The sequence below is a fragment of the Pseudomonas petroselini genome (genome assembly GCF_045037875.1).
Classification (GTDB): domain Bacteria; phylum Pseudomonadota; class Gammaproteobacteria; order Pseudomonadales; family Pseudomonadaceae; genus Aquipseudomonas; species Aquipseudomonas petroselini.
The window spans coordinates 666332-687041 of sequence record NZ_CP173614.1 but is presented as its reverse complement, the minus strand read 5'-3'; the positions used below and the strand labels follow the sequence as shown (position 1 = coordinate 687041).

Here is a 20710-nt window from a genome sequence, read left to right as displayed (position 1 = left end):
GCAGTTTAGGAAAAGGCTGACAAGTTCAGTTCCCGCATGGCGCCCATCCAGATGGCATAGTCGGTGTGATCCTTCAGGTCATCGCCGGTATCCGGGTGCAGGAACACCACCAGCCCATTGCGATGGATGACCAGCCACGGCAGCACCACGCCGATGTATTCGGCATCGAACGCCAACTGGCAGCTCCAGTCCGGGTGCGGGCCTACCGGCCGTTGGTGCACGCGCCCCATGCGCAGCGGGAAAAGCTTGGCGGCGTCTTCGCACAAGGTGCGCGCCTGTTCGATAGTGTTCGCGTCGAAGTAGATATGGGCGTGGTAACCCTTGATACGTTGCATGACGGACTCCGAATCCAATAGGCGCCAGATGCTAGACCGCAATCGACGGCAGGGCCAGCCCGGTCAGCGACTGCGCGCTGCTGGCCTGCTCGGCCACCAGCCAGTCGACAAAGCGCTCCACCAGCTGCCCTCGGCGTTTGCGCTGCGGCTGCACCACGTAATAGCCGAAACGCGAGATGACGGTGTCGCTGAGCGGTCGGCACAGCCAGTTCTGCTCCAACAGGTTATCCACCAGATGGCGCCAGCCGATGGCCACCCCCTGGCCGGCAATCGCGGCCTGGATCAGCAGAGTGTAGTTGTCGAAGCGCAGTTGGCCGGGCGTGGGCGCCGTGGCGATGCCCAGTTCGCGAAACACGCCGCTCCAGTCGAACCACTGGCTGTTATTTTCCTGGCGCAGGTGCAGCAAGGGGAAATCGTGCAAATTTTGTACAGTCAGCGGTGTGGCTTGGTCCTTCAGCCACTGCGGGCTGCACACCGGGAACACTTCCTCGTTGAACAACCACAGGCTGTCGCCCTGCTTGAAACGCCCGTCGCCAAACAGCACTGCCACGTCAATGTCGCTGCGCAACGTGGCGTGGTTGCGTTCGCTGGTCACCAGGCTCACATCCACCTGAGGGTTGGCCGCGTGAAAGCGATGCAAACGCGGCATCAGCCAATAGGCGGCGAACGCGAAGTCGGTGGCCACTTGCAGCACTTCGTGCTGATCCTGCTGGGTGATCGCGCTGAGGCCCGCGTTGATGGCCTGCAAACCGCCCTGCACATGCTCAAACAACAGGGCGCCGGCATCGGTCAGCTCGATGCCCCGGTAGATGCGATCAAACAGACGGATCGCCAGCTGTTCTTCCAGGCGCTTGATCTGCTGGCTGATCGCGGGCTGGGTGGTGCCCAGCTCCATCGCGGCGGCGGTGAAACTGCGGTGACGCGCTGCCGCTTCGAACGCGCGCAGCAAATCGAGGGACAGGTCACCGAGGGCTTCATACATAAGCTGTGCTTATCCTAGACATTGCTTTGGGTGGGCTTTACCCCATTTTCCATGGGCTGCATGCTCATTCGCATAAACACCGCCTATGGAATGCCGATAGATCATGAAGCGCAAGAACATTCTTTTCATCATGGCCGATCAAATGGCCGCGCCGATGCTGCCGTTCTACGGACCTTCCCCGATCCAGTTGCCGAACCTGAGCCGCCTCGCCGCCCAGGGCGTGGTGTTCGAGGCTGCCTACTGCAACAGCCCGTTGTGCGCACCCTCGCGCTTTACGCTGGTGAGCGGGCAATTGCCGAGCAAGATCGGCGCCTACGACAACGCCGCCGATTTCCCCGCCGATGTGCCGACCTACGCCCACTACCTGCGCCGCCTCGGTTACCGCACGGCGTTATCGGGCAAGATGCATTTCTGCGGGCCAGACCAACTGCATGGTTATGAAGAGCGCCTGACCAGCGACATCTATCCCGCCGACTATGGCTGGGCCGTCAACTGGGACGAGCCGGACGTGCGCCCCACCTGGTACCACAACATGTCGTCGGTGCTGCAAGCCGGGCCGTGCGTGCGCACCAACCAGCTGGATTTCGACGAAGAGGTGGTGTTCAAGGCCCAGCAATACCTGTTCGACCATATCCGCGAGGACGGCGACCAGCCGTTCTGCCTCACCGTGTCGATGACCCACCCCCACGACCCCTACACGATTCCCAAGCCGTTCTGGGACCTGTACGACGACGCCGACATCCCTTTGCCTACAACGCCCGCGCAGGGCGATCTCGATCCACACTCCCAGCGCCTGCTCAAGGTCTACGACCTATGGGACAAGCCGCTGCCTGTGGATAAGATCCGTGATGCCCGCCGTGCCTACTTCGGCGCGTGCAGCTACATCGACAGCAATGTCGGCAAGCTCCTGCAAACCCTGGAAGACACCGGCCTGGCCGACGACACGATCATCATCTTCTCCGGCGACCACGGCGACATGCTCGGCGAGCGCGGCCTCTGGTACAAAATGCACTGGTTTGAAATGGCCGCCCGCGTGCCGCTGCTGGTGAGTGCGCCGAGGCAATTCGCGGCAGGCCGCGTGTCCAAAGCCGTGTCCACCGCCGACCTGTTGCCGACCCTGGTGGAACTGGCCGGCGGCGAGCTGGACCCGCGCCTGCCGCTGGACGGCCGTTCGCTGGTCCCGCACCTGCAAGGGCAGGGCGGGCACGACGAGGTGTTCGGCGAATACATGGCCGAAGGCACCATCAGCCCGCTGATGATGATTCGCCGTGGCGCCTACAAATTCATCTACAGCGAAGACGACCCTTGTCTACTGTTCGATGTACACAACGACCCTCGGGAACAGGAAGAACTCAGCCAGTCGCCGCCGCATCAGGCGCTGTTTGCAGCCTTCCTGGACGAGGCGCGGGCCAAATGGGACATCCCGGCGATCCACCAACAGGTGCTCGCCAGCCAACGCCGCCGCCGTCTGGTGTTTGAAGCACTGACCCAAGGCAAGCTGAAGAGCTGGGATCACCAGCCACGGGTGGACGCCAGTCAGCAATACATGCGCAACCATATCGACCTCGACGACCTGGAGCGCAAGGCACGTTATCCACAACCCTGCCAAAACCAATAAATAGTCAGAGGGAAGGCCATGCAAAAGTTAACTGTGGTGTTGGGTATGTTGGTACTGAGTAGCGCCAACGTGTACGCGGACGCCAGCTGCGAAACGGTAAAGATGGCCGATCCAGGCTGGAGCGATATTGCGGCCACCAATGCCATTACCGGTTTTTTGCTGACCGGCATGGGCTACAAGGCCAAGGTCGACACCCTCGCGGTCCCGATCACCTTCGGGGGGCTCAAGGACGGCCAGGTGGATGTGTTCCTGGGTAACTGGATGCCGGCGCAGCAAGGCTTCTACGACAAGTTCGTGGCTAATGGCGATGTGGTGCAACTGGCGAAAAACCTCGACGGCACCGAGTTCACCCTCGCCGTGCCGGACTATGTGTGGGACGCCGGGGTGCATGACTTCGCCGACTTGAACACATTTGCCGACAAGTTCGACAAGAAGATCTACGGCATCGGCTCCGGTGCACCTGCAAATATCTCGTTGCAGGAAATCATCAAGAAAAACGACTTTGATCTCGGCCAGTGGAAGCTGGTGGAATCCAGCGAACAGGCGATGCTCGCCGAAGTATCACGGGCTGTTAAGAAGCAGAAATTCGTGACCTTCCTCGGCTGGACCCCGCACCCGATGAACGTGCAATTGAAAATGCACTACCTCAAGGGTGGCGAGAAATATTTTGGTGACACCGGCAGTGTGTATACCTTGACCCGCAAGGGCTATGCACAGGCCTGCCCGAATGTAGGGAAACTGCTGACCAACCTGAGCTTTACCCAGGAGATGGAGAACGCAATCATGGCGCAGGTGGCCACTAACAAGGTCAGCAACGCCGAGGCGGCGAAGGCGTGGATCAAAGCCAACCCGGCGGTATTGGACAAGTGGCTGGAGGGTGTAAAAACACTGGACGGCAAAGACGCACTCTCTGCAGTTAAAGCCAAACTCTAACGCTTGATGCAATCCAGATGTGGGAGGGGCAAGCCCTCTCCCACGGGAACTGATCTGGACTGATATTCTGCGCCAAACCTTTAAACCGAGTCTGCGATGCCCCGGCCCAACCGCCATACACTGTTCCCCTTCCTCAGCTGGCTCCCGCGCCAAACCCGCGCCAGCGTCGGCCGGGATGCAATCGTCGGCCTCAGTGGCGCGGTTCTCGCGTTGCCGCAGTCGATTGCCTACGCACTGATCGCCGGCCTGCCCCCCGAATATGGCCTGTACGCTGCGATCATCCCGGTGCTGATCGCGTGCCTCTGGGGTTCATCCTGGCACCTGATCTGCGGGCCTACGGCGGCTATTTCCATTGTGCTGTATGCCAGCGTCAGTCCCTTGGCCGTGCCGGGCTCCCAGGACTACATCACCCTGATTTTGCTGCTCACCTTCCTCGCCGGGGTTTTCCAGTGGCTGCTGGGCATGCTGCGCTTCGGCGCGCTGGTGAATTTCGTCTCCCATTCGGTGGTGCTCGGTTTCACCCTGGGCGCCGCCGTGGTGATTGCCCTGGGGCAGTTGCCCAACCTGTTGGGGCTGGATCTGCCGAGCCAGGCCACGGCGATCAATAGCCTGCTGGCACTGATCCACCACAGCGGCGAATGGGACCATGCATCCCTTGCCCTGGGGCTGGGAACTCTGCTGGTGGGCGCACTGCTCAAGTACCTGGTGCCCCGCTGGCCGACGCTGTTGATCGCGCTGGCGTTGGGCAGCCTGGTGGCGTGGTTGTGGCCGGCGATGTTCGGGCATGTGGCGCTGGTCAGTTCGTTTATTGGCAAGCTGCCGCCGTTCAGCCCGTTGCCCATGGACCTGGACATGATCCTGCGCCTGCTGCCCAGCGCCGTGGCGGTGGGCATGCTCGGGCTGGTGACCAGCCTGTCGATTGCCCGCTCGCTGTCGGCGCGTTCGCAACAATTGCTCGATGCCAACCAAGAGGTTCGCGCGCAGGGTTTATCCAATATCGTTGGCGGCTTTTTCTCCGGCTACTTGTCAGCCGGTTCGTTTACGCGCTCGGGCCTCAGTTATGAGGCGGGCGCGTGCTCGCCGTTGGCCGGGATGTTTTCCGCACTGTGGGTGGCGTTGTTCGCATTGTTTGGTGCGGCGCTGATCGCACACATTCCGATCCCGAGCATGGCCGCGAGCATCCTGCTGATTTGCTGGGGGTTGGTGGACCATCGCGGCATTCGTGCGTTGTTCCGCGTCAGTCGCGCCGAGTTTGTGGTGATGGGCCTGACGTGCGTCGCCACCTTGCTCTTGGAGCTGCAAACCGCGATTTATGCCGGGGTGCTGGCGTCGCTGTTCTTCTACCTCAAGCGCACCTCGCAACCACGTGTTCAGCAATGGCGCGATGGCGATGAGGATGTGTTGCGGGTGGGCGGCTCGATCTTTTTCGGCGCCAGCCACTACCTGCAAGTGCGCCTCCAACGTTTACAAGGCGAGCGGGTGGTGATCGAGGCGCAGCAGATCAACTTTATCGACTATTCCGGGGTGGAGATGCTGCACCAGGAGGCGCGGCGCTTGAAGGGCTTGGGGCGTAGCCTGACGTTGCGCCGGGCCAGGCCGCAAGTGGTGGAAGAGTTGAGGAAACTGGAAGGGGCCGACCAATGCCCCATTCACTTTCAAGACTGAATGCAGTTCAACTGTGGGAGGGGGCTTGCTCCCTCCCACATTGAATTGGGGTTAGGCCAATTGGCGGCGCAATTCGGCCAACACCGGCGCCGACTTCGGACGCACACCGCGCCACAGGAAGAACGCTTCCGCTGCCTGTTCCACCAACATCCCTAAACCATCCATCGCCACCGTCGCGCCTTGTTCAGTCGCCCAGCGGCAGAACGCTGTCGGTTCCTTGGCATACATCATGTCGTAGCAAAACGTCTTACGCGGTTCGATCAAGCTGCCGGCAATCGGCGGTACATCGCCTGACAGGCTGGCGGACGTGGCGTTGATGATCACGTCCACCGGCTCACGCAGCCAATCGAAACCGCTGGCAGACACCGGGCCCAGATCGTCGAACAACTCGGCGAGCAACTCGGCCTTTTCCACAGTGCGGTTGGCGATGATCAGCGAGGCAGGCTGCTCGGCCAGTAACGGCTCCAGCGCGCCACGTACCGCGCCACCGGCGCCCAGCAGCAGGATGCGCTTGCCTCGCAGGCTCAGCCCGGCGTTGACCTTGAGGTCGCGCACCAGGCCGGCGCCGTCGGTGTTGTCGCCCAGCAAGCTGCCATCGGCCAGCTTGCTCAGGGTGTTCACCGCTCCCGCGCGTTGAGCGCGTTGGGTGAGGCTGTTGGCCAGGCGGTAGGCGTCTTCCTTGAACGGCACGGTGACGTTGGCGCCACGACCCTCTTGAAAAAACTTACGGGCACAGCCGGTGAAATCCTCCAAAGGCGCCAGCAAGGTGCTGTAGTCCAGTTGCTCGCCGGTCTGCTCGGCGAACATACGGTGGATCAGCGGCGACTTGCTGTGGCCGATGGGGTTGCCGAACACCACATAACGGTCCATCAGACCGCCGCCTTAGGCGCAGTAAGGCCCAGCCAGTCGCGGTCTTGCAGGAAATAGTCGGTAAGGCGCGCTTCTTCGCTGCCGACCTCGGCCTTCCAGTCGTAGCTCCAGCGCACTTGCGGCGGCAGCGACATCAGGATCGACTCGGTGCGCCCGCCCGACTGCAGGCCGAACAGGGTGCCACGGTCGTAGACCAGGTTGAATTCAACGTAGCGGCCGCGGCGAAACTCTTGGAACTGACGCTGTTGCTCGGTATAGGCCATAGCCTTACGGCGTTGCACGATCGGCAGGTAAGCATCGATGTACGCGTCGCCAATGGCGCGGATGAAGGCGAAGCAGGTGTCGAAGTCCCACTCGTTCAAGTCATCGAAGAACAGGCCGCCGATGCCGCGAGGTTCGTTGCGGTGCTTGATATGGAAGTAGGTGTCGCACCATGCCTTGTAGCGTGAGTACACGTCGGGACCGAACGGCGCACAGGCCTGCTCGGCCACGCGGTGCCAGTGGATGCAGTCTTCTTCGTTGCCGTAGTAAGGCGTGAGGTCGAAGCCGCCCCCAAACCACCACACCGGCTCTTCGCCTTCTTTTTCGGCGATGAAGAACCGTACGTTGGCGTGGGACGTGGGGACGTGAGGGTTGTGCGGGTGGATCACCAGCGACACGCCCAGGGCCTCAAAGCCACGGCCGGCCAGCTCAGGCCGGTGCGCGCTGGCCGAGGGTGGGAGACCGCTGCCAAACACGTGGGAAAAGTTAACGCCGCCTTTTTCGATCACCGAACCTTTTTCGATCACACGGGTGCGACCACCGCCGCCAGCTGGCCGGGTCCAGGCGTCTTCGATAAAGCGAGTGTCCGTCTCGAAGGTTTCCAGGGCGCTGCAAATGCGGTCTTGCAGGTCAAGCAGGTAGGCCTTTACAGCCTCGGTGCGGGTAGTCATGGCATCACCTTGAATCGGGCAAAGCTACGCGAGGCCATTGGGCATCGGCGGCAAATGGGCGCACAGGATACCACTGCACCCCATTGCGCCGCAGTTGACGAAGATCAAGCTTAGGAGTGGGATAGTGGGCTACGCGAATTCGACCCAAGGAGAAGGCAGATGGCAAAACGTATCCAGTTCAGCGCCCATGGCGGCCCCGAAGTGCTTGAGTATGTGGACTACACCCCGACGGAGCCGGGCCCGCAGCAGGTGCGCGTGCGTAATGAGGCGATCGGTCTGAACTTCATCGACACCTATTTCCGCAGCGGTCTGTACGCCCCGCCCGCATTGCCATCGGGGTTGGGCGCAGAGGGCGCCGGTGTGGTCGACGCGGTTGGCAGCGAAGTCACCCAATTCAAGGTCGGCGACCGCGTGGCCTATGGCAGCGGCCCGCTGGGTGCCTACAGCCAACTGCATGTGTTGCCCGCCGCCAATCTGGTGCACCTGCCGGACGACATCAGCTTCGAACAAGCCGCCGGCGCCATGCTCAAGGGCCTGACCGTGCAGTATCTGCTGCGCCAGACCTACGAAGTGAAGGCCGGTGAAACCATTCTGTTCCATGCCGCTGCTGGTGGCGTGGGTTCGCTCGCTTGCCAATGGGCGAAGGCCCTGGGCGTGAAGTTGATCGGTACCGTGAGTTCGCCGGAAAAAGCCGCAGTGGCCAAAGCCCTCGGTGCCTGGGAAACCATCGACTACAGCAAGGAAAACGTCGCACAGCGCGTGCTGGAATTGACCGACGGCAAAAAAGTGCCGGTGGTGTACGACGGCGTCGGCAAGGACACTTGGCTGACCTCGCTGGACAGCGTGGCGCCGCGCGGGCTGGTGGTGAGCTTCGGCAACGCGTCAGGCGCGGTGGATGGGGTGAATCTGGGGATTCTGTCGGCCAAGGGCTCGCTGTATGTCACCCGGCCTACCCTGGCGACCTATGCCAACAACCCGCAGAACCTGCAAGCGATGGCGGATGACCTGTTCTCGATGATCAAGAGCGGCAAGGTGCGCATTGATATCAACCAGCGGTATGCGCTGGCGGATGCGGCGAAGGCGCAGACGGAGTTGTCGGGGCGCCGGACCACAGGCTCAACAATTTTGCTGCCTTGACGGCCCCTTGTGGCGAGGGAGCTTGCTCCCGTTGGGCCGCGAAGCGGCCCCAAAACAGGCGATGATGTTTTTTCAGATAAACCGCATTCGCTGGCTTTGGGCCTGCTTCGCAGGCCAACGGGAGCAAGCGCCCTCGCCACAGAAGCGCTACGAAGGCCGCACCACCTCACCCGTCACCAGATCGCGAATCAGGCTTGGGTTCTTGCGCCCACCCAGGGCGCCACCCAACACCAGATCCACCTGCCCACGGAAATACTGCTCCACGCGAATCCGCGTGCGGGCAGCCGGGCGGCCTTGAGGGTTGGCCGAGGTGGAAATCAACGGCCCCACCAGCGAGCACAGATCCCGCACCAGCGGATGGTCCGTGACCCGCACCGCCACGGTGTCGTGCACACCAGTCACCCATTCCGGCAGCAGGCCCTGATGAGGCACCAGCCAGGTGTTCGGTCCAGGCCAAGTGCTGGCCATGCGGTCGATCCAATCCTGCGGGAAGTCTTCGAACAGGAAGTCGAACTGACGGATGTTGTCCGCCACCAGGATCAGGCCCTTGTCCACCGAACGGTTCTTGATGGCGAGCAAACGGTCCACTGCTTCTTCGTTCCACGGATCGCAGCCCAGGCCCCAAACCGCTTCGGTTGGATAGGCAATCACCGCGCCTGCGCGAATTTCTCGTGCGGTTTCCAGCACACGCCACCGGTTGACCATTGTTGACTCTCCAGACTAAAGCTCTGCGCAGTTTACCGATCTTCGTTACAAAACCTAGCAGCGCGCAAGCCAGCGCCCGCTTTCGCAGATGACTTGGCCTTCCAGCTCGAGCTCGGTAAGGGTCGCCAACACGTGGGACAACGACCTACCGCTGGCAATCGCCAGGCCTTCACTGGTATGGGGCGCCGCGTGCAGCAGCGCCACCAGTGGATGCACGACCGGCATCGGCGTAGGGCGCGACAGCGCCTGCCAACCGCGCAAGCCCTCCAGGATGTGCTCGATGGTTTCCACCAACACGGCGCCATCGCGGATCAACTGGTGACAGCCCTTGGCACCGGGATGATGGATGGAGCCGGGGATCGCATACACCTCGCGCCCCTGTTCTGCCGCCAGTTTCGCAGTGATCAGCGAACCACTGGCCATGCTGGCTTCCACCACCAGCACGCCCAGGGACAGGCCACTGATGATCCGATTCCGCCTGGGAAAGTTGCCGGCTTGGGGCGGGGCGTCCAAGGGAAACTCGGAAACCACGGCGCTGCCCTGATCAATCATCGCCGCCGCCAGCCGTTTGTGGCGCTGTGGATAAAAATTTTCGAGCCCGGTGCCGAGCACGCCGATTGTCTGGCCGCCCACATCCAATGCCGCTTGATGGGCTGCGCCGTCGATGCCTAATGCAAGACCGCTGGTGATGACAAAACCGGCGCTCGCCAAACTGCGGGAAAACGCAGCCGCCGTGTCCATGCCGGGGCGAGAAGCACGGCGACTGCCGACCATCGCCAGTTGCGGTTTTTCCAGGATCAGAGGGTTGCCAGCGACAAATAACAGCGGTGGCGCGTCATCAATCTGGGCGAGCAGCGCGGGGTAGTCCGGCTGGTCCCACATCAGCAAATGCTGGCCCTGACACGTCAGCCAGGCTAATGCCGCACTGGCACCGTCGCGGATTTCATGGCTGCGCCGGGCATCGGCACTGATGGCTGGCACCCCCAACGAACGCCAGGCACTGGCAGGCGCGCTGATGGCCTTTGACGCAGACCCGAAGGCTTCGATCAGTAAGCGAAAACGCTTCGGACCCAGCTCAGGCAGCCTGTGCAAGCGTAGTCGGGCTTCCAGTTCTGACGGGGATATTTCATGGCAGTTTATCGGATTCATTTGATCATCCTTGACCGGAACAAGCTGTGGATAACTCTGTTGGTAACTTATTTAGCAGGCTATTTATTGTGTTTGATGGGCAGTCTCGAAACGGTCCGTCACGGCCAGCGGCCGTGTGGCACTGAGCACCAGGGCGTAACTGAGCTTTTCGTAGGTGCGAAATACCAGCAGGGTGCCGGCGCGTTCATCAGGAAGTTGGGTTGGCGCGCCCGTCAGGCTGTCGCGTACGCTGGCGCCGGTCTTGATCACGTTGAGCAGTTGGCCCTCAACCAGGCCGTCGCGGCGGCCTTTATTCAGGGTTATCGCGTCGAGTACGCCGATCTGGGTGACACCCTTGGGGATATCGATGATTTGCCCTTCGATGAATGGTGCTGTAGGCGTGACCGCAAGGGTTGCCGGGTCGACGAAAGATTGCGCGCGTAGCAGGCGATCACCGGGGCGCACTTCCTGGGTGACCCGCTGCACGGCCAAGGTGGTGAGGTCGCCCGCCGTTACGAACCGGGCAGTGCCGATGTCGTCGGCATTGATGCCCAACAGCTCTCGGGTTTGCGGGTCTGTGTAGGTCTTGCCTCGCCGGAATATTCCATAACTTGGCTGGGAAGCGTCCAGGACGCCCCGGGCATACACCTGCTCACCATTCGCGCCCAGCACTCGGCCAGCATCCGCGGCGACGATGTAGGGTGCGCTGTCCAGGTCGTGGGGCGAATCAAGAATGCGGTTATGCAGTAAAAAGCGCTGGATGGCCTGTTGCGTCGGTTGATCCAGGCGCTGGGCGGGCTGCGGCACCAAGGCCATGGCAAGCGGGGCCATAGCAAGCGGGGCCCACAGCAGCAAGACGAGTAGCGATTTCCTCATGGGGTGAATCTCCTTTATTATGTGCGTTCGCGTGAAATGCCAGAGCCTTCGCGGCCTCGGGACGTTTCACACCGGCTGTTTGGGTCCATCCCAACGCCGATTTGCCTCTACCTCACATGTGCAGCAATTACGCTTATGGCTATTTTGAACATCCTCGAATTCCCCGACTCGCGCCTGCGCACGATCGCCAAACCGGTGGCCGTAGTGGACGACAAGGTTCGACAGTTGGTCGATGACATGTTTGAAACAATGTATGAAGCGCCGGGCATCGGCCTCGCCGCGACCCAGGTCAACGTGCATCTTCGCGTCGTGGTCATGGACCTGTCGGAAGATCGCAGCGAACCAAGGGTGTACATCAACCCAGAGTTCGAACCGCTGACCGACGAGATGGGCGAATACCAGGAAGGCTGCCTGTCGGTGCCGGAGTTCTACGAGAACGTCGAACGCCCGCTGCGCGTGAAAATCAAGGCTCTGGACCGCGACGGCAAGCCGTTCGAACTGATCGCCGAAGGGCTGCTGGCAGTGTGCATCCAGCACGAATGCGACCACCTCAATGGCAAGCTGTTTGTCGACTACCTGTCCACGCTCAAGCGCGACCGGATCAAGAAGAAGCTGGAAAAAAAGCATCGCCAGCAAGCTTGATGCCCCCTTCCAAAGGCTTGCTGCGGCAAGCCTTTTTCTTTTGTGACTGCTTTTAACCGAGACCTCCCATGACCGAGCCACTGCGCATTGTTTTTGCCGGTACCCCCGAATTTGCCGCCGAACACCTCAAGGCGCTGCTCGCCAGCCCTTATGACGTTGTCGCGGTGTACACCCAGCCGGATCGCCCGGCCGGGCGCGGGCAAAAACTGATGCCGAGCCCGGTGAAGCAGTTGGCGCTGGAGCACAACATTCCCGTGCTGCAACCACCGACCTTGCGCAACGCCGAGGCCCAGGCCGAGCTGGCGGCGCTGAACCCGGACTTGCTGGTGGTCGTGGCGTACGGTTTGATCCTGCCGCAAGCGGTACTGGATATCCCGCGCCTGGGTTGCATCAACAGCCATGCGTCATTGCTGCCACGTTGGCGCGGTGCGGCGCCGATCCAACGTGCCGTCGAGGCCGGTGACAGCGAGAGCGGCGTGACCGTAATGCGCATGGAGGCGGGCCTGGACACCGGCCCGATGCTGCTGAAAGTCACCACCCCGATCACCGCCGCAGACACCGGTGGCAGCCTGCACGACCGCCTCGCCGAGCTGGGCCCGCCTGCCGTGATCCAGGCCATCGCCGGCCTGGCTGCCGGCACCTTGGAAGGCGAGGTCCAGGACGATAGCCTGGCCACCTACGCCCACAAGCTGAACAAAGACGAAGCACGCATCGACTGGAGCCGCCCGGCGGTGGAACTGGAGCGCCTGGTACGCGCCTTCAACCCGTGGCCGATCTGCCACAGCACGCTCAACGGCGAAGCCTTGAAAGTGCTGGCCGCGACCCTCGCCGAGGGCTCAGGCGCTCCCGGTGAAATCATCGGCGTCAGCAAGGACGGCCTGTTGGTCGCTTGCGGTGAACAGGCGCTGTGCCTGACCCGTCTGCAATTGCCTGGCGGCAAGGCGCTTAATTTCAGCGATTTGTTCAACAGCCGTCGTGAGAAATTCGCCCTGGGCACTGTCCTTGGAGTGGTCGCCCAATGAACCCACGTCTGGCCGCCGCCAAGGCTCTCGCCGCCGTCCTCAACGGGAAGGCGTCGCTGAACAGTTCGTTGCCCACGCAGTTGGACAAGGTCGAAGACCGCGATCGCGGCTTCACCCAGGACCTGGCCTTTGGCACGGCGCGCTGGCAGCCACGCTTGTCGGCGCTGTCGGCCAAGTTGTTGCAGAAACCCTTCAAGGCGGCCGATGCGGATGTCGAGGCGCTGCTGCTGGTCGGCCTCTACCAATTGCTCTACACCCGCGTACCCGCTCACGCCGCGATTGGCGAGACGGTCGGTTGCGCCGACAAGCTGAAAAAGCCTTGGGCCAAAGCCTTGCTCAACGCCGTACTGCGCCGCGCTCAGCGCGAAAGCGAAGCGCTGCTGGCCGAGCTGGAACATGACCCCGTGGTGCGCACCGCCCACCCGCGCTGGCTGCAAAAGTCCCTGAAGGCGTTCTGGCCTGAGCAATGGGAGGCCATCTGCGCGGCGAACAATGCGCACCCGCCGATGATTTTGCGGGTCAACCGTCGTCACCACAGCCGTGACGCCTACCTGCAACTGCTCACCACTGCCGGTATCAACGCCACGCCGTGCGTGTACAGCGTCGACGGCATCGTATTGGAAGCCGCCGCCGACGTCCGCAGCCTGCCGGGCTTTGCCGAAGGCTGGATCAGCGTGCAGGACGAAGCGGCGCAACTGGCCGCCGACCTGCTCGACCTGGCGCCCGGCCAACGCGTGCTCGACGCCTGCTGCGCACCGGGCGGCAAGACCTGCCACATCCTGGAAGTCGAAAAAGACCTGCCCGGGGTGGTCGCTGTCGACCTGGAAGCCAAGCGCCTGATACGCGTACGGGAAAACCTCGCCCGTCTGGGCCTCAGTGCCGAGCTGATCGCTGCCGACGGCCGCGACACTGCCACCTGGTGGGACGGCAAACCGTTCCAGCGCATCCTGCTTGATGCGCCGTGCTCAGCCACCGGTGTGATCCGTCGCCACCCGGACATCAAGCTCACCCGCCAACCCGACGACATCGCCGCCCTGGCCGCACTGCAAGGCGAGCTGCTCGACGCACTGTGGCCGACCCTGGACGTCGGCGGCATCCTGCTTTACGCCACCTGCTCCACCTTGCCGACCGAAAACACCGAGGTGATCGAAGCCTTTCTCGCCCGCACCAGCGGCGCACGGGAACTGGACCTTGCCACCACAGCCGGCATCAAGCAGCCCCACGGCCGCCAATTGCTCGCGCAAGAAGGCGGACACGATGGCTTTTACTACGCCAAACTGATCAAGATCGCCGCCGCGCGCGGCTGAATGGTTTTAAGGGAGTGACCGGATGAAAATCATCATCCTTGGGGCAGGGCAGGTCGGCGGTACGCTGGCTGAACATTTGGCCAGCGAAGCCAACGACATCACCGTGGTCGACACCGATGCCGAGCGCCTGCGCAACCTCGGCGACCGCCTGGACATCCGTACGGTGCAGGGCCGCGCGTCTTTCCCGACGGTGCTGCGCCAGGCGGGTGCGGATGATGCCGACATGCTTGTCGCCGTGACCAACAGCGATGAAACCAACATGGTCGCCTGCCAAGTCGCCCACACGCTGTTCCACACGCCGACCAAGATCGCCCGTGTGCGCGAAGCGGCCTACCTGACCCGCGCCGGGCTGTTCGACAACGACGCGATTCCGGTGGACGTGTTGATCAGCCCGGAGCAAGTGGTCACCCACTACATCAAGCGCCTGATCGAAATCCCCGGCGCCCTGCAGGTGATCGACTTTGCCGGTGGCAAGGCGCAACTGGTCGCGGTGAAGGCCTATTACGGCGGCCCGCTGGTGGGCCAGCAACTACGGCAGTTGCGTGAGCACATGCCGAATGTGGAAACCCGCGTCGCGGCGATTTTCCGCCGTGACCGCCCGATCCTGCCCCAGGGCGATACGGTGATCGAGGCTGACGACGAGGTGTTTTTCATCGCCGCCAAGGCGAATATTCGCGCCGTCATGAGCGAAATGCGCCGCCTCGACGAGACCTACAAACGCATCGTCATCGCGGGTGGCGGGCAGATCGGCGAGCGCTTGGCCGAAGCCATCGAAAGCCGCTACCAGGTGAAGATCATCGAGATGAGCCCGGCACGCTGCCGGCATCTATCCGACACCCTGGACAGCAGCGTCGTACTGCAAGGCAGCGCCTCGGACCGCGACCTGCTGATGGAAGAAAACATCGCCGACGCCGATATCTTCCTGGCCCTGACCAACGATGACGAAGCCAACATCATGTCGTCGCTGCTGGCCAAGCGGTTGGGGGCGAAGAAGGTGATGACCATCATCAACAACCCGGCCTATGTGGACTTGATCCAGGGCGGTGATATCGACATCGCCATCAGCCCGCAGCTGGCCACCATCGGCACCCTGCTGGCCCACGTACGCCGTGGCGATATCGTCAGCGTGCACTCCCTGCGTCGGGGCGCGGCGGAAGCCATCGAGGCGATTGCCCACGGTGACTCGAAATCGAGCAAGGTGATCGGCAAGGCAATCCGCGATATCGGCCTACCACCGGGCACCACCATTGGCGCGATCATTCGTGATGAAGAAGTGATCATTGCCCACGACGACACGGTGATCGCCACCGGTGACCATGTGATCTTGTTCCTGGTGGATAAAAAACATATCCGCGATGTGGAGAAACTGTTCCACGTGGGGTTGAGCTTCTTCTAAATCGGAGTATTCCACTGTGGCGAGGGAGCTTGCTCCCGTTGGACTGCGTAGCGGTCCCATAGATTTTGCGAGCGCTTCGCACTCGAGCGGGAGCAAGCTCCCTCGCCACAACAGCCGTCTTTCGCTCAAGGTGACAATAAATGCTCGACTCCCTGGAAAAAATGCTCGCCAAGGGTGTGGATAACGCGCTGCTGCGGTTTGGTTTGGGCAAGGGTTATCTGGACCTGAAGGACAACGCCAAGGCGGCGGAGCATTTGCAGAAGTGCGTCGAGTTCGATCCGAAGTATTCGGCGGCGTGGAAGTTGTTGGGCAAGGCCCACCAAGCGCAGAGTGACAGTGACGCCGCGCGACAGGCGTGGGAGAAGGGTATCGAAGCGGCCCAGGCCCATGGCGACAAACAGGCCGAGAAAGAGATGACGGTGTTCCTGAGAAAACTCGACCGCCAAGCCTGAGTGGGATTCAAATGTGGGAGGGGGCTTGCTCCCGATGGCAGTGTGTCAGCCAATGTATCTGTAGCTGATAGGCCGCAATCGGGGGCAAGCCCCCTCCCACATTTAGCCCTATTCTGGTCCTGAACCAGTGGCAGTCAGTACCACCGCTCTTCACCCGGTGGGCGTTTCTTGAAGCGCTTCATGCTCCACATGTACTGGCTCGGATAAGCGCCGACATATCGCTCCACCACCTTGCTCATCGCTGCGCAGGACGTGGCGGTGTCGGTGCTGTACATGTCTTCCGGCGCCGCTTCCAGGATCACTTTGTAGCCCGAGCCATCCGGCAGCCGCAGCGCATGCAGGAACACGCCCACCGCCTTGTGGCCGGCGAGCATGTTCGGCACAAACTTGCTGGTGAGTGCCTGGGTGGCGAAGAACGGCACGAAGATCCCGGCGGATTCAGCAGGCTCAGGATCGGCCGGGATTCCCACCTGGCCGCCCTTGCGCACTTCCTTGATCACACTGAGGATGCCTTCCTTGGTCGACGCCGCTACGCGGTTGCCCAACTGCACGCGCTGCTTGCGCAGTAACTCATCCACTGCCTTGAGCTTCGGCGGCCGGTAGAAAATGATCGGTTTGCACTGGCTGCAATAGAAGTGGTTCAGCACTTCCCAATTGCCCAAGTGGCTGGTGATGCCGACCACGCCTTTGCCCGAGGCGAGGGCTTCGTGCAGCACTTCCAGGCCTTCGACTTCGCGCACCAGGTCGATGGAGCGCTGGGCCGGCCAGATCCAGGCGCAGGCGCTTTCGGTGAGGGACTTGCCGATGTCCTTCAGGCTCTGGCCAACCAGGCGCTCGCGTGCAGCCGGGTCCATATCGGGGAAGCATTTGGACAGGTTGATCCGCACCGTGTCGCGGGAACGGTTGGGGGTTTTCCACATGATCCAGCCAATCGCCGTACCGACCGCTTGTACAGCGCGCCAGGGCAGCAAGGCAAACAATCGAAGAGCGCCTACCAGCAAGGCGCCTTTAAACTTTTCCACAGGTCACTCCTGATCGTGTGTGTGGTGCGCAAAGCCGGCATTCTAACCGGCGTTGGCCAGGTCCGCGTAACGGTCGCAGTCCTGGGTGTGGTCCATGACCATGCCCGAGGCCTGCATGAACGCGTAACAGATGGTGGGGCCGACAAAGGTAAAGCCGGCTTTTTTCAAGGCTTTGCTCATGGTTTCAGCCTCCGGCGTGATCGCCGGGACCTCGCTGCGGTCCTTGAAATGATTGACCTTGGGCACGCCGCCGACGAAGGACCAGAGCAACCCGACCGGGTCCTCCAGCGCCAGCCAGGCGGCGGCGTTGCGGCGGGTGGCGTTCAGCTTCAGGCGATTGCGTACGATGCCCGGATCCAGCATCAACGCTTCAATTTCGGCATCGGTCAGCTTTGCCAACCGCTGCGCATCAAAACCGAACAAGACCTTTCGATAATGCTCGCGTTTGCGTAAAACGGTGATCCAGGACAGGCCCGCCTGGAACCCTTCGAGTAAAAGCAACTCGAACAGACCCTGCGCATCGCGCAGCGGCGTTCCCCACTCCTGATCGTGATAAGCCATGTACAGCGGATCTTCAGAACACCAAAAGCAGCGTGGCATAAGGCTCCAGGGGATGGTGGCGCGGCCGAATCGGGTATACTCCCGCTCTTTAAATCGCAGCCCAAGTAACAGGTGAATTTCGTGAGCCAGCCTACGCCAGCCGTGCGTACCTTCCAAGACTTGATCCTCGCCCTTCAGCAATACTGGGCCGAGCAAGGTTGTGTGGTACTTCAGCCCTACGATATGGAAGTAGGCGCCGGCACTTTCCACACCGCTACATTCCTGCGGGCCATCGGCCCGGAAACCTGGAACGCCGCTTATGTGCAGCCCAGTCGTCGCCCGACTGACGGCCGCTACGGCGAAAACCCGAACCGTCTGCAGCATTACTACCAGTTCCAGGTGGTACTGAAGCCGAACCCGGACAACTTCCAGGAACTGTACCTGGGCTCGCTCAAGCATGTGGGCCTGGACCCACTGGTCCACGACATCCGTTTTGTCGAAGACAACTGGGAATCGCCGACCCTGGGCGCCTGGGGCCTGGGCTGGGAAGTCTGGCTCAATGGCATGGAAGTGACGCAGTTCACTTACTTCCAGCAAGCGGGCGGTATCGAGTGCTACCCGGTGACCGGCGAGATCACCTACGGTCTCGAGCGCCTGGCCATGTACCTGCAAGGCGTGGATTCGGTCTACGACCTGGTGTGGGCTGACGGCCCGTTCGGCAAAGTCACCTACGGCGACGTGTTCCACCAGAACGAAGTGGAGCAGTCCACCTACAACTTCGAACACGCCAACGTCGACAAGCTGTTCGAACTGTTCGACTTCTATGAAAGCGAAGCCAAGCGCCTGATCGAACTGGACCAGCCGTTGCCGTTGCCGAGCTACGAAATGGTGTTGAAGGCATCGCATACCTTCAACCTGCTGGACGCGCGCCGTGCCATCTCGGTAACCGCACGCCAGCAATACATCCTGCGTGTGCGCACCCTGGCGCGTTCCGTCGCCCAAGCCTACCTGCTGGCTCGCGCCAAGCTGGGCTTCCCGATGGCAACCCCGGACCTGCGTGATGAAGTGTTGGCTAAGCTGGAGGCTGCACAATGAGTGCTCAAGATTTCCTGGTTGAACTGGGCACCGAAGAGCTGCCACCCAAGGCACTCAATACCCTGGCCGACGCTTTCCTGGCCGGTATCGAAAAAGGCCTGCACAGCGCTGGCCTGAAGTTCGAAGCGAAGAAAGTCTATGCCGCGCCACGTCGCCTGGCCGTGTTGCTGACCGCGCTGGAAACCCAGCAACCGGACCGCAGCATCAACCTCGACGGCCCGCCGCGCCAGGCGGCGTTCGACGCCGAAGGCAACCCGACCCAGGCCGCCCTTGGTTTTGCCAAGAAGTGTGGCGTGGAGCTGAGCGAGATCGACCAGAGCGGCCCGAAACTGCGTTTCAGCCAGGTCATCACCGGCAAGCCGACCGCCAGCCTGCTGCCGACCATCGTTGAAGACTCCCTGAACGACCTGCCGATCCCCAAGCGCATGCGCTGGGGTGCACGCAAGGAAGAGTTCGTGCGTCCAACCCAATGGCTGGTGATGCTGCTCGGTGACCAAGTCATCGACTGCACCCTCCTTGCCCAGAAGGCCGGCCGTGACTCCCGTGGTCACCGCTTCCATCACCCGCAAGCCGTGCGCATCACCTCGCCAGCCAACTACGCCGCCGACCTGCGCGCCGCTTACGTGCTGGCCGATGCCAACGAGCGTCGCGAGCTGATCAGCAAACGCACCGAAGAGCTGGCCCGCCTGCAGGAAGGCACCGCCATCGTGCCGCCAAGCCTGCTCGACGAAGTGACCGCGCTGGTTGAATGGCCGGTGCCGCTGGTGTGCTCGTTCGAGGAACGTTTCCTCGACGTGCCGCAGGAAGCCCTGATCACCACGATGCAGGACAACCAGAAGTACTTCTGCCTGCTGGACGTGGACGGCAAATTGCTGCCGCGCTTTATCACCGTGGCCAACATCGAGAGCAAGGACCCGCAGCAGATCATCGCCGGTAACGAGAAAGTCGTTCGCCCGCGCCTGACCGACGCCGAGTTCTTCTTCAAGCAAGACAAGAAGCAGAAGCTGGAAGACTTCAACCTGCGCCTGCAGAACGTGGTGTTCCAGGAAAAACTGGGCAGCGTCTACGACAAGGCTGTGCGGGTTTCCAAGCTGGCCGCCTATATTGCACAACGTATTGGTGGCGATGCGGCCTGGGCTGCGCGTGCAGGCCTGCTGTCCAAGTGCGACCTGGCCACCGAGATGGTCGGCGAGTTCCCGGAAATGCAAGGCGTTGCCGGCTACTACTACGCCCTCAATGACGGCGAGCCGAACGATGTCGCCCTGGCGTTGAACGAGCAGTACATGCCGCGCGGTGCCGGTGCTGAACTGCCGACCACCCTGACCGGTGCAGCCGTGGCAATCGCCGATAAGCTGGACACCCTCGTGGGTATCTTCGGTATCGGCATGCTGCCAACCGGCAGCAAAGACCCGTATGCCTTACGCCGTGCGGCGCTGGGTGTACTGCGCATCCTGATCGACAAGAAGCTCGACCTCGACCTGACCCAGGCAGTGGTGTTCGCCGTCGGCCAGTTCGGTGCCAAGGTCAAGCAGGCCGGCCTGGCCGAGCAAGTGCTGGAGTTCGTGTTCGACCGCCTGCGTGCGCGTTACGAAGACGAAGGCGTGGATGTGTCGGTGTACCTGTCGGTACGTGCCCTGCAGCCGGGTTCGGCGTTGGACTTCGACCAACGCGTACAAGCCGTGCAGGCCTTCCGCAAACTGCCGGAAGCCGATGCCCTGGCCGCCGTGAACAAGCGTGTGTCGAACCTGCTGAGCAAGGCCGAAGGCCTGGGCAACGCCGACGTCGACCCTGGCTTGTTCGCCGATGCCAAGGAGTTCTCGCTCAACTCGGCCATCGCCAAGGCTGAAAACGCTGTGAAGCCGCTGATCGCCGAACGCAACTATGCCGAAGCGTTGGCACGCCTGGCGACCTTGCGCGAGCCGGTGGATGCGTTCTTTGAAGCGGTAATGATCAATGCCGAAGATGCCGGCGTGCGAAAAAACCGTTACGCGATGCTGGCGCGCCTGCGTGGCTTGTTCGTCAATATCGCTGACATTTCGACGCTGAGCTGACC

General features: G+C 61.9%; 20 protein-coding genes. 11 read left to right on the top strand and 9 right to left on the bottom strand.

The genetic code is table 11. The features are described from left to right. Positions 1-5: 5 nt before the first annotated feature. On the bottom strand, positions 6-335 hold the full coding sequence (locus ACI512_RS03250) for a DOPA 4,5-dioxygenase family protein (protein ID WP_043204594.1): 330 nt from the start codon (positions 333-335) through the stop codon (positions 6-8). 31 nt (positions 336-366) lie between these two features. Then, positions 367-1317 (bottom strand): choline sulfate utilization transcriptional regulator, encoded by a 951-nt coding sequence (locus tag ACI512_RS03245; protein WP_064053161.1) that lies wholly within the window; start codon positions 1315-1317, stop codon positions 367-369. 103 nt (positions 1318-1420) lie between these two features. Here ACI512_RS03245 and betC point away from each other — a divergent pair, with 103 nt between their 5' ends. The 3 genes from betC (at position 1421) to ACI512_RS03230 (ending at position 5533) form a co-directional block, all read left to right on the top strand. Next, entirely contained in the window at positions 1421-2935 is a 1515-nt protein-coding gene (betC, locus tag ACI512_RS03240) for a choline-sulfatase (RefSeq protein WP_236379034.1), read from the top strand. Positions 2936-2953: 18 nt separating this feature from the next. Continuing rightward, positions 2954-3868 (top strand): choline ABC transporter substrate-binding protein, encoded by a 915-nt coding sequence (choX, locus tag ACI512_RS03235; protein WP_236379037.1) that lies wholly within the window; start codon positions 2954-2956, stop codon positions 3866-3868. A 96-nt stretch (positions 3869-3964) separates the two neighbouring features. After that, positions 3965-5533 (top strand): SulP family inorganic anion transporter, encoded by a 1569-nt coding sequence (locus ACI512_RS03230; RefSeq protein ID WP_405121608.1) that lies wholly within the window; start codon positions 3965-3967, stop codon positions 5531-5533. Positions 5534-5584: 51 nt separating this feature from the next. Here the strand turns inward: ACI512_RS03230 and aroE are convergent, their stop codons facing one another. Then, on the bottom strand, positions 5585-6403 hold the full coding sequence (aroE, locus tag ACI512_RS03225; protein ID WP_236379039.1) for a shikimate dehydrogenase: 819 nt from the start codon (positions 6401-6403) through the stop codon (positions 5585-5587). Then, positions 6403-7335: an oxygen-dependent coproporphyrinogen oxidase gene (gene hemF, locus ACI512_RS03220; protein WP_236379041.1), complete on the bottom strand. Its 933-nt coding sequence runs from the start codon at positions 7333-7335 to the stop codon at positions 6403-6405. The genes aroE and hemF overlap by 1 nt, the downstream gene beginning before the upstream one ends. Before the next feature lie 159 nt (positions 7336-7494). On the opposite strand from hemF, the gene ACI512_RS03215 reads away from it, so the two are divergent. Further along, on the top strand, positions 7495-8472 hold the full coding sequence (locus tag ACI512_RS03215) for a quinone oxidoreductase (RefSeq protein WP_236379043.1): 978 nt from the start codon (positions 7495-7497) through the stop codon (positions 8470-8472). A gap of 147 nt (positions 8473-8619) precedes the next feature. Here ACI512_RS03215 and ACI512_RS03210 read toward each other — a convergent pair whose 3' ends face one another. From ACI512_RS03210 to ACI512_RS03200, 3 genes are all read right to left on the bottom strand, one after another. Beyond that, positions 8620-9177 carry an L-threonylcarbamoyladenylate synthase gene (locus tag ACI512_RS03210; protein WP_012721468.1) on the bottom strand — a complete coding sequence of 186 codons (558 nt, stop codon included), beginning with the start codon at positions 9175-9177 and terminating at the stop codon, positions 8620-8622. Positions 9178-9231: 54 nt separating this feature from the next. After that, positions 9232-10326: a DNA-processing protein DprA gene (gene dprA, locus ACI512_RS03205; protein WP_236379050.1), complete on the bottom strand. Its 1095-nt coding sequence runs from the start codon at positions 10324-10326 to the stop codon at positions 9232-9234. A 63-nt stretch (positions 10327-10389) separates the two neighbouring features. Further along, positions 10390-11181 carry a peptidoglycan-binding protein gene (locus ACI512_RS03200; RefSeq protein WP_236379052.1) on the bottom strand — a complete coding sequence of 264 codons (792 nt, stop codon included), beginning with the start codon at positions 11179-11181 and terminating at the stop codon, positions 10390-10392. Between the two features lie 135 nt (positions 11182-11316). Here ACI512_RS03200 and def point away from each other — a divergent pair, with 135 nt between their 5' ends. From def to ACI512_RS03175, 5 genes are all read left to right on the top strand, one after another. Further along, entirely contained in the window at positions 11317-11823 is a 507-nt protein-coding gene (gene def / locus ACI512_RS03195) for a peptide deformylase (protein WP_005783383.1), read from the top strand. Positions 11824-11891: 68 nt separating this feature from the next. After that, on the top strand, positions 11892-12845 hold the full coding sequence (gene fmt / locus ACI512_RS03190; RefSeq protein ID WP_236379054.1) for a methionyl-tRNA formyltransferase: 954 nt from the start codon (positions 11892-11894) through the stop codon (positions 12843-12845). Beyond that, on the top strand, positions 12842-14152 hold the full coding sequence (gene rsmB, locus ACI512_RS03185) for a 16S rRNA (cytosine(967)-C(5))-methyltransferase RsmB (RefSeq protein WP_236379056.1): 1311 nt from the start codon (positions 12842-12844) through the stop codon (positions 14150-14152). Before fmt ends, rsmB begins: the two co-directional genes overlap by 4 nt. Positions 14153-14174: 22 nt before the next feature. Further along, complete coding sequence (gene trkA, locus ACI512_RS03180; protein ID WP_012721463.1) at positions 14175-15548, top strand: Trk system potassium transporter TrkA; 1374 nt, start codon at positions 14175-14177, stop codon at positions 15546-15548. 140 nt (positions 15549-15688) lie between these two features. Continuing rightward, the gene (locus tag ACI512_RS03175) at positions 15689-16000 is read left to right on the top strand and encodes a tetratricopeptide repeat protein (protein ID WP_236379058.1); all 312 of its coding nucleotides are present in this window, start codon (positions 15689-15691) and stop codon (positions 15998-16000) included. 134 nt (positions 16001-16134) lie between these two features. On the opposite strand, the gene ACI512_RS03170 is transcribed toward ACI512_RS03175, so the two are convergent. Further along, complete coding sequence (locus ACI512_RS03170; protein ID WP_012721461.1) at positions 16135-17022, bottom strand: lysophospholipid acyltransferase; 888 nt, start codon at positions 17020-17022, stop codon at positions 16135-16137. A 42-nt stretch (positions 17023-17064) separates the two neighbouring features. Then, positions 17065-17622: a DNA-3-methyladenine glycosylase I gene (locus tag ACI512_RS03165; protein WP_236379060.1), complete on the bottom strand. Its 558-nt coding sequence runs from the start codon at positions 17620-17622 to the stop codon at positions 17065-17067. An 81-nt stretch (positions 17623-17703) separates the two neighbouring features. On the opposite strand from ACI512_RS03165, the gene glyQ reads away from it, so the two are divergent. Together glyQ and glyS are read left to right on the top strand one after the other, a co-directional pair. After that, positions 17704-18657 (top strand): glycine--tRNA ligase subunit alpha, encoded by a 954-nt coding sequence (glyQ, locus tag ACI512_RS03160; RefSeq protein ID WP_003187265.1) that lies wholly within the window; start codon positions 17704-17706, stop codon positions 18655-18657. Beyond that, positions 18654-20708: a glycine--tRNA ligase subunit beta gene (gene glyS / locus ACI512_RS03155; protein WP_064053171.1), complete on the top strand. Its 2055-nt coding sequence runs from the start codon at positions 18654-18656 to the stop codon at positions 20706-20708. Before glyQ ends, glyS begins: the two co-directional genes overlap by 4 nt. Positions 20709-20710: the final 2 nt, after the last annotated feature.